We start from the raw sequence: 7,771 nt of genomic DNA, 5'->3' as shown, positions 1-7,771 counted from the left end.
TGGGTGTTCTCCTTTGTGGAAGAACACCATGCAGTAGCTATGTCAGGTTTTGAATGTGGGGATTACCGGACGCTTACGTTTAAGGTTGAAAGATGAGCCAGAATTTCCTGCTTCCAAATTATCAGACACTAACTTAGCTAACGCACGGGATAAGGCTGGTTTTCCTATTAGACCAGCAAGAGGAAAAGATTCCCTGATAACATCAATGGGTGATAGAGGGTAAGTTCCATTAATAAGGAGAAGTTTAACAAAAGAAAAGTTGAAATTAGTTACAGGTTTATTAGCTGCGGCCTTAACATTCATATTTTTAATTCTTCTATTAAATTCAGCTGTGCTACTCATTAACAATTGAAGATCAATTTCCAGCCCTTTTTTACTTTTCAGAATTTTTATATTTGTATCAGAGTCGTCACTGAGCCGGTTTAAAGTACCAGGCAATGCTTGGTTACCTAAAATCCTATCGTGATTTGTATACCTTCCAATATTTGAAAGGCTCTTTATTGCCTCTACCACCAAATTTGTAACTTGCTCATATTGAGATTGCAAAACTTTTAGTGTTTGTCGTTTGCTTAAAGCTACTTTGCCAGTCATCCCCCCCATTGATACCAGTGCATTTCTAGTGTTTTTGGACTTCTGCTCTGCTAAATCAGAGTAAAAATCAACAGCAGCGGTGCTAACGTTTTCAGTTTCTTGTGTTAATGAACTATGCTCATTACTTACATCATCTAACAAGGAGGAGAAAGAATTCCCGAATCTATCTAAAGCCGGCCCCGCGCAAGTAGAGTCGCATGGTACAATTCCACATGTAGCTCCGGAGCAGCATGGCCCAAACCCAAACTCAGCCCTGGCATTAAGTGATGTAAAAGTTAGGCATAAAACTAAAACACTATGGAAAAAATACTTCATTGAAAGCTCAACAATCCAAGAGTTTGCCGCTCTTCTTCAATTAACTCGTTCAGCAGATAATTCGTCATATTAGTTTGATATACCTGCTCCCTGAGAAGGCCTGTATTTGTTTTTGTTTTGATATCCAGGTGCCATTCTGGTGAAAAGTACTTTCTTTGTGTTTCTGACAACATAAACTCTGTTAAAGAAGTCCTGCCCTCAATATCATTTACTTTGGTATAGCCTATCTGCCAATCTTTAGTCTCTATCAATGGAGCTCTTAGTAGTACATCTCTGGCTAATACTGAAAATGCTAAAGTTTTCTTTTGTAATTGGCGGTAGTATTCGGCTGCATCTTCGCCTTCAAGTGTATCGGTGGGCTTAGGTGAAGGAAGTACCATGAGTTTAATCAGGGTCAGTAAGTCTTCCACCTCTTGTTCTGTCAGTAAATTCTGTGTCAATTTGTCCAGTTGAGGAGTCAACTCTTCTATTTTTTTGTCTACTTCTCGGCGTCTGAGTTTTTGACCATTATCCTTATGACCTTTCAGCAAAGCCCATTGTTTGAATTGCACCAATTGATCAGCAAGTTTGGTTTCAAAATCTACGATTGCTTGTTGTAGTAAGGGGGCTCTATTTACCGCGATGTCACCTGATACCGGCTGTGACTGAGGCCCAAGGGTTTCTTTTGTTCTCAAATAAGCATCAACCTTGAATTCCGACTTCATAGCTTGCGATATCTCATTTGTCATGAAATCAGTAAGGTTAATTATTGTTTTATTAAGCTTGTCATTTGACAAAATAATTTTATTAGTAGCCGCATCAATTGCTGTCACCATTTGTGTATTTTGCGACTCAAGCAAACCCACCAATGATGATGATGACGCAGAAATTGTATTGTTGAGAGTTTCCGTAGCAGAAACATTTGTGTTAACGGTAGTTTTTAGTGAGCTCAGTGAACTATTTATTGATGCAGATGCAGACTCTATGCTTGTCTGCAAGCACGAGTCACAGCCTGCAAATGCATTACTACTAACCATAGTGCCTAATAAGAATGCTAGCCTGAATCTACTCATCTTTATTTCCTTTGTCACTCTCACCAAATATCCGATTTACGTTTAAAACAGATCTTACCTTCTCCTCTTGCGCAGAACGTCTTGAACGAGTACTCGGCCCGCCATTTTCAATCCGCCTTTGCTCAATTTCCTGCTCCGTCCATCGCCGCTGATTCACCCGGGGATATTCACCAAATACCTCTTCGACTACAGCTTCCTGGGCTTCTCTGTCATTCATATAGACACGAGATTCCTGTATATCTGAAAAGCTATTAGCTCTTCCGCTCTGTCCTAACGAAACACTGCCTAGTCCCATTGGCGCTTCAAGCTTTGCATCCAAATAAGCAGAAGCCTCGTTTAGCTTATCTTCAACAGCACTACAGGCCATATTCATTAATTGGTCTTTCAGGCCGGCGTAGACACTGTTCCAGATGCCATATGGGTCTACTGTGATAACGGACAGGTCAAGCTGCATGATGTCATTCAGGCAGCCGGCCTCAATGGCGGAATCCGGATTTTGAATTAGTTCATCGGTGAGATAGGTAGCTGATTTATTCATATCTACCCAGATAGCTTCTACCTGCTCCTTTTGCTTACAAGCGATAGAATCATCTCCTGAAGGGCAGGAAAAAGCGTTGCTTGCTCCACCGCCAGCCTGTTGAGCAAAGATAGGGGCTGGTAATAATGCCATAGAAAACAAAATCACTTTGAGACGATTCATAACATTTTCCCTTTTCTGTCATTAACATTATTAAGTGCCGCATAAACCAGTGCTAATCGCTCATTGTTCAAAAGCTCCTGCAAAGAAACTTGAGTATGAGCTGCGGCCAGCCTCTCAAGTAAAATTTTTGCTGGCCGGTTATATTGCTCACTTGTGAGTAAGTTATTAGCTGAAAATGTGAGTGAATTCGTTATACCTGGTAAGCGTTTTTCGAGTTGCTGCAGAAGGTACATCGATGACTGAACTCTTTGAAAAGCCAGTACAGTTAACAGCGAAGGGAGGTCATCATTAAGAGCTTTCAACTTTGTCTCATTTAGTGACTCGACCCAATTTGCGACACGAGCTTTTACACTAATTTCGTCATCAAGAACCCAGACTTCAGCCAATGACATTCTGTCAAAAAATGACTGTAGTTGTGGGTACATGCTCCAGTGTTTCTGAATAGCATTGTCATCAAACTCTATGTTTACAGACATGGCCTACCTAATAATCTCAATAAATCCGGTTTCAAATTGCAAAGAAACCTCTCTGCACGACAATAGGATTATCAAGCCGCGGGTTGTGTGTCACAACGTAATAAGCGCGATAAATCAGGAAATTCACTATTAGGCATCTAGAATGAAAAATTGGTGTTTTATCACACTGACAGTTCTGCTTTTTCTAATAAGCGGGAAAGCAGTAGCGCAGGAGGAAGGTGGGAGCGATGTATATGAAAGTGAGCCAATCATAGAAAATCCTAATGACTTAGGTGTTCAAGTTCTTCGCGGTGTTCTAGGCGATGTCACGAACATCATCTCTGGGGGGGAACTTCCACAAAAACCAGATACGGTTCTTGGCTCTGTAATGCTAGCTTGGTGCGGAGCGTTAGCTGTTGTGGCTACATTGCTGGTAGCATTTGGTGGATTTAAATGGTTTTTCGGTTCCATTCACTCTGGAAAAATGAATGAACAGAAATTAGATTCTACTGGTGTTCCAGTAAGAATGGTAATTGCTTTAGTATCTGTTGTTCCATTAGCTGCAGGTTATTGTTTTTACCAGCTCGTCCATATTTATTTAACAGGTCATAGTTTAAGTGTTGCAAATAATCTCTCTGATAAAGCTACTTCTTTCATGTCTGTTGGCGCGTTTCATCAGAAGACACTGCCTATAAATTCAGATGAAATTGCAGCGCAAGCATTTGAAACACTCGTATGTGCTCATGGTATAAACGCTGCGGAAGGAACTGCTTCGGGAGAAACAGTTATCACACCCTCTATTGTCATTGACTTGGAAGGCACAGGTGACAATGCGACAAACATTTATGGCATTAAATATGGTGATGAGTCCGACAGCTGGTTTAAGGTGGGTGGCTACTCAGACAAGGCCTGCGGTGAGTACGTGATTGAGTTTTCAGAACCAGACTTCCGTATGACGACTGATGGCCGGGCCGAAAATAATTTACTAAACGGTAATTATGCAGCACTTCAAAACCTTTTCAACGAAATGAGCAAGCCTGCAGCTGATTTTGTGAATAAGGTGTATATCAGTGATGCTGATCACGAAGATTTGCGGATTATTAAGAAGCAGACGAAATTAGCTATCGAAAACTTGGCGGCTGAATATAACAACGCTATTCGATTAGCCAGAATTGATTATGCAAATGAAAAATCCTTAGAATTAGAAAAACCAGATTCTGAGTTACCTAACTACCTTAAATCTACGCCTTCATTTCTTGATAATTACAGTCTAAATGACATAGGTTTCATAGGCCTAGGATCTACATGGTGGGTTGATTCTATAAGAACACAGGCTTTCACCAGCATGCTTACTTCAATGGAGGTTCAGGCAAGTAATATTGAAGACAAAGCTTTGCATCATGAAGATTTAACAGAGCTATGGAGTTTAGTAGACAAAGTAACTGAAGGTCGTAGTGGCCGGCTGAGCTCTGCAAGCACTGAGAACATTGACTATTTATCACATCTAGAAGATAAAGCGATGTCTTGGCTAATTGGCGCTTCACTAAGAACCGTAAATGAAACTAACGATCCCCTGTTTGCTTTGATGGAATTAGGGCACGAGATGATCGTGACTGCAGAAACATTAATTGCACTTCTGCTTACTGCGAATATTACTGTGGAGGTAAGTGACAATTTATCTAGAGTCGAAGTTACTAGCCTTCCATTTATAGGCACGATGCTGGAAACTGGTAAAGCCATAGCCACTGGTACCGCCGAAGGAATGGCTAAACAAATTGCTACTGGTCTTATGCTTCTCATTGCACTTTTATTAACAATGGGGGTTTACCTTGCCTTTTATTTGCCGACCATTCCGCTAATGCATTGGTTGGGAGGAGTTATTGGAGCTTTCAGTGCAGCACTGGAACAAATAATATTAGCTCCCATACATGGCATTTCTCACGCATTCACAGATGGGCATGGTTTCGTAGGTGAACGCGCTAAGCAGGGCTATATATTAGCCTTTGGTTCATTCTTAAGATTCCCTATGTTAGTGATCAGCTTTATTGTCGTTTACCCTTTATTATTGATGATGGGCTATATCACTTTTCTTCTATGGACCCCGTTTGCCGAATCCATGAGCAGTACTACGACGACCGGGATAGTAAGTTTTTTTGGACTTACGGCTGCTCTGATCGCAGTTTGTGTCTCTGTTATTGAACGAGTGTTCTCTATCATGCATGAAATCAATGACAAGGCACTTAGGGCACTTGGCCACGGCGCCGACTCAATGGGTGCCCAAGGTTATGTCCATAGCGGAAATCAGCAATTTAGCACTGTGCAGTCAACTATCTCTAAGGCGCCAGAGGGGCTTGGAGGAGTAACCCCTCAAGGAGGAAACATTCCTGGACCTCTTGAGGGAACACAAAACAAGGATTTGAAATAGTTATATAAAAAAACCCTGTGCTAACAGGGTTTTTTGCATGGAAGTATTTAATTTGAAACTTTAACAGGAATGTATTCGCCATCCTTCAAGAGGTAGCCAGACAAGTTCGGCTTTTTCTTGTAAATAAACATTTGCCGCTCTTCATTTGAATCTGCTACAACAATTGGGTCATCATAATCTGGTTTGGTGAAATCAGGCTCTAGATCTATTTGTACTAGTTTCTGGTCCCAATCTATCACATATCTAAGACCATAATCTTTACCAATATCAGCAAGCACGTTTGTCCAATATTGACCTTTGTCATGGCTGGCATCCCAAGAAACCAATGGAATTTCTTCAACAGTTTCATCAACAAAAGCGTACCAACCTTCAGGCATAATCATAAACATAGCATCAGCAATGGTTGAATTATCGCCAAAACTTTGCGTTTTGCCCGGATTGCCATTGCCTATTTCGTGTATGACTCCGTAATACTTACCTGTTAGCATTTTATAACCGTCAGCAACCCCTGATGTCTTATTAAGGGGTTTATTCAGTCCTTGCATATCAATATAGAAGCCTGCTGTAGCTGTATTGCTTGCAAGCACTACAGTCAAAGCGATAGAGCTTATTATTTTTCTCACATTAACCCCCCTAACCTCGCCTTTGCACTTTCTCTTTTCATGGTCATATTATCTGGAGTAGTAACTGCAGAAGACTCTTTTAGTGGTGCAGCTAGATTAAGAGTTTGTCGTTCAGCCGCTGATTGAGACATAAGAGTCGAGAAAAGAGCACTGTACTTTTCTTCAAACGCATGCTCAGCAAGATACCCCCTAAATATAATTTTTCTTAGATATGCTAAACGTGCAGGGAAAGTATTAAATTTTAGAACACGCTCTCGAACTCGCTGCGTTCTTGACATAGAAAGCTTTGATTCCGAACTTGGGAAACGAAGGTAAAAGGAGTATTCATTGTCACCTCCTTCCATGAAAGAGCCATCAAATCGAGTATCACTTAGATTTGTGCCTGTAAATTCAATAAAATCATCTAACCAGAGTCCTTTTGACAATAGATGCCTAATTTCTTCCTGGCTACAATTTTCAATATATTTTGCTACCTCATTTTCAAATGGGGAGCTACGATATAAATGGACGATAATTCGATACTTCTTAGCCATATTGGTCACATCGGTCCTGGTTAAGCAGCCTCACTGGTCAATATCATATAGTCCAGCATTCCATTAGCATTTTCATATTCCGCCTCTGGTGGGACGTGTGATTGCTGATAACGATCTTTAAATGCTTTAGAGAGGATCTGTGCGCCTCCGCCAACAAATAAAATATCATCAAGGAAAGCTCCTTCTCCAATCGTTTCAGAAAGCAACGTAGAGAGCTTCTTAACTGTTAGTTTTGTAGAAGAGTCGATCAAAGAGGTAATGTCTTTAGGTTCGCCGTATAATTTGAATTCGCCAGATCTCAGAGCATGGTCTAACTGTTTATCAGTCATACCTGAAACTTCGAATGTAGCTTCTATAGCACTTCTTAAGCTTTCACGAATATCAATAACACCAAGCTGCCGGGAACCGCTTAAATCCATATCAAGAGTAAAATCACCATTAACAATGGTTATATCAGTAGTACCGCCACCCATATCGATAACTACTAAGCCGTTCTCAAAGCTTTTAAGATCTCCAGTTTCCTCATTGTATGCATAGGATACTGCTGCAGCTGTGGACTCGGGATATATCGTATGGCTGACTATTTCGGGCATCGCTTTTCCAACAGCTGACTTACAAGGTTGGAGCAAGCTGTTTTTTACTTTCTGCATAAATACTTCATCAATACTTCGGTTGCGAAAATAATGAGAAAAGGGTAGACCTGTAGCCAGCTTTACTTTTTTTCCGCCAAAACCAGCTAATACCAATGTATGGTGAACTAAAGCACAGTTGATTTCAGAAAAAGCGTAATTTTTGGAACGCATTACCTCTGGCTCACGGATATCTGCTGCAACCGTGTAATCTGAACCTGCAACGGTATAAACCCCAGATGCTTCACCATGAACATCAACATTGATACGGCCCATTTGTGCCCGGCTAGGGACAATAAAGTTTACCCGAGTTTTTTCGCCATCTACATTCGCCCAATAAGCACATTTTTGTTGAGCGTAGCCATTGTCAACTACCACGGGGTATATACCATCCTCAAATTCATATGGTGGAGGAAGCTGCGACAAATCTTTAATTACCACTGGAGAA

Annotated in this window: 8 protein-coding genes; 1 reads left to right on the top strand and 7 read right to left on the bottom strand. The window is 41.0% G+C overall.

What is annotated here, in order from left to right; genetic code table 11:
- Positions 1-42: 42 nt before the first annotated feature.
- The 4 genes from HHX48_RS17600 to HHX48_RS17585 form a co-directional block, all read right to left on the bottom strand.
- Positions 43-732: a hypothetical protein gene (locus HHX48_RS17600; protein WP_191026616.1), complete on the bottom strand. Its 690-nt coding sequence runs from the start codon at positions 730-732 to the stop codon at positions 43-45.
- A 170-nt stretch (positions 733-902) separates the two neighbouring features.
- A complete protein-coding gene (locus tag HHX48_RS17595) occupies positions 903-1,958 on the bottom strand; it encodes a hypothetical protein (RefSeq protein ID WP_191026615.1) in 1,056 nt (351 codons plus the stop codon).
- Positions 1,951-2,658, bottom strand: coding sequence for a hypothetical protein (locus HHX48_RS17590; protein ID WP_191026614.1), 708 nt, complete (start codon positions 2,656-2,658; stop codon positions 1,951-1,953). The genes HHX48_RS17595 and HHX48_RS17590 overlap by 8 nt, the downstream gene beginning before the upstream one ends.
- Positions 2,655-3,134: a type IVB secretion system protein IcmW gene (locus HHX48_RS17585; protein WP_191026613.1), complete on the bottom strand. Its 480-nt coding sequence runs from the start codon at positions 3,132-3,134 to the stop codon at positions 2,655-2,657. The genes HHX48_RS17590 and HHX48_RS17585 overlap by 4 nt, the downstream gene beginning before the upstream one ends.
- A 142-nt stretch (positions 3,135-3,276) precedes the next feature.
- Between HHX48_RS17585 and HHX48_RS17580 the strand changes: the two genes are divergently transcribed.
- The gene (locus HHX48_RS17580; protein WP_191026612.1) at positions 3,277-5,538 is read left to right on the top strand and encodes a DotA/TraY family protein; all 2,262 of its coding nucleotides are present in this window, start codon (positions 3,277-3,279) and stop codon (positions 5,536-5,538) included.
- A gap of 47 nt (positions 5,539-5,585) precedes the next feature.
- Here HHX48_RS17580 and HHX48_RS17575 read toward each other — a convergent pair whose 3' ends face one another.
- From HHX48_RS17575 to parM, 3 genes are read right to left on the bottom strand one after another with little or no spacing between them, the layout of a single operon-like run.
- The gene (locus tag HHX48_RS17575) at positions 5,586-6,161 is read right to left on the bottom strand and encodes a hypothetical protein (protein ID WP_191026611.1); all 576 of its coding nucleotides are present in this window, start codon (positions 6,159-6,161) and stop codon (positions 5,586-5,588) included.
- Complete coding sequence (locus tag HHX48_RS17570) at positions 6,158-6,694, bottom strand: hypothetical protein (protein ID WP_191026610.1); 537 nt, start codon at positions 6,692-6,694, stop codon at positions 6,158-6,160. The genes HHX48_RS17575 and HHX48_RS17570 overlap by 4 nt, the downstream gene beginning before the upstream one ends.
- 20 nt (positions 6,695-6,714) lie before the next feature.
- Positions 6,715-7,764, bottom strand: a complete 1,050-nt coding sequence (gene parM / locus HHX48_RS17565) for a plasmid segregation protein ParM domain-containing protein (RefSeq protein ID WP_191026609.1) — start codon at positions 7,762-7,764, stop codon at positions 6,715-6,717.
- Positions 7,765-7,771 lie beyond the last annotated feature (7 nt).

The sequence above is a fragment of the Salinimonas profundi genome, from assembly GCF_014750655.1.
In the GTDB taxonomy this organism is placed as follows: domain Bacteria; phylum Pseudomonadota; class Gammaproteobacteria; order Enterobacterales; family Alteromonadaceae; genus Alteromonas; species Alteromonas profundi_A.
Note: the sequence above shows the minus strand (reverse complement) of the source record. Positions and strands in the feature narration are given on the sequence as shown.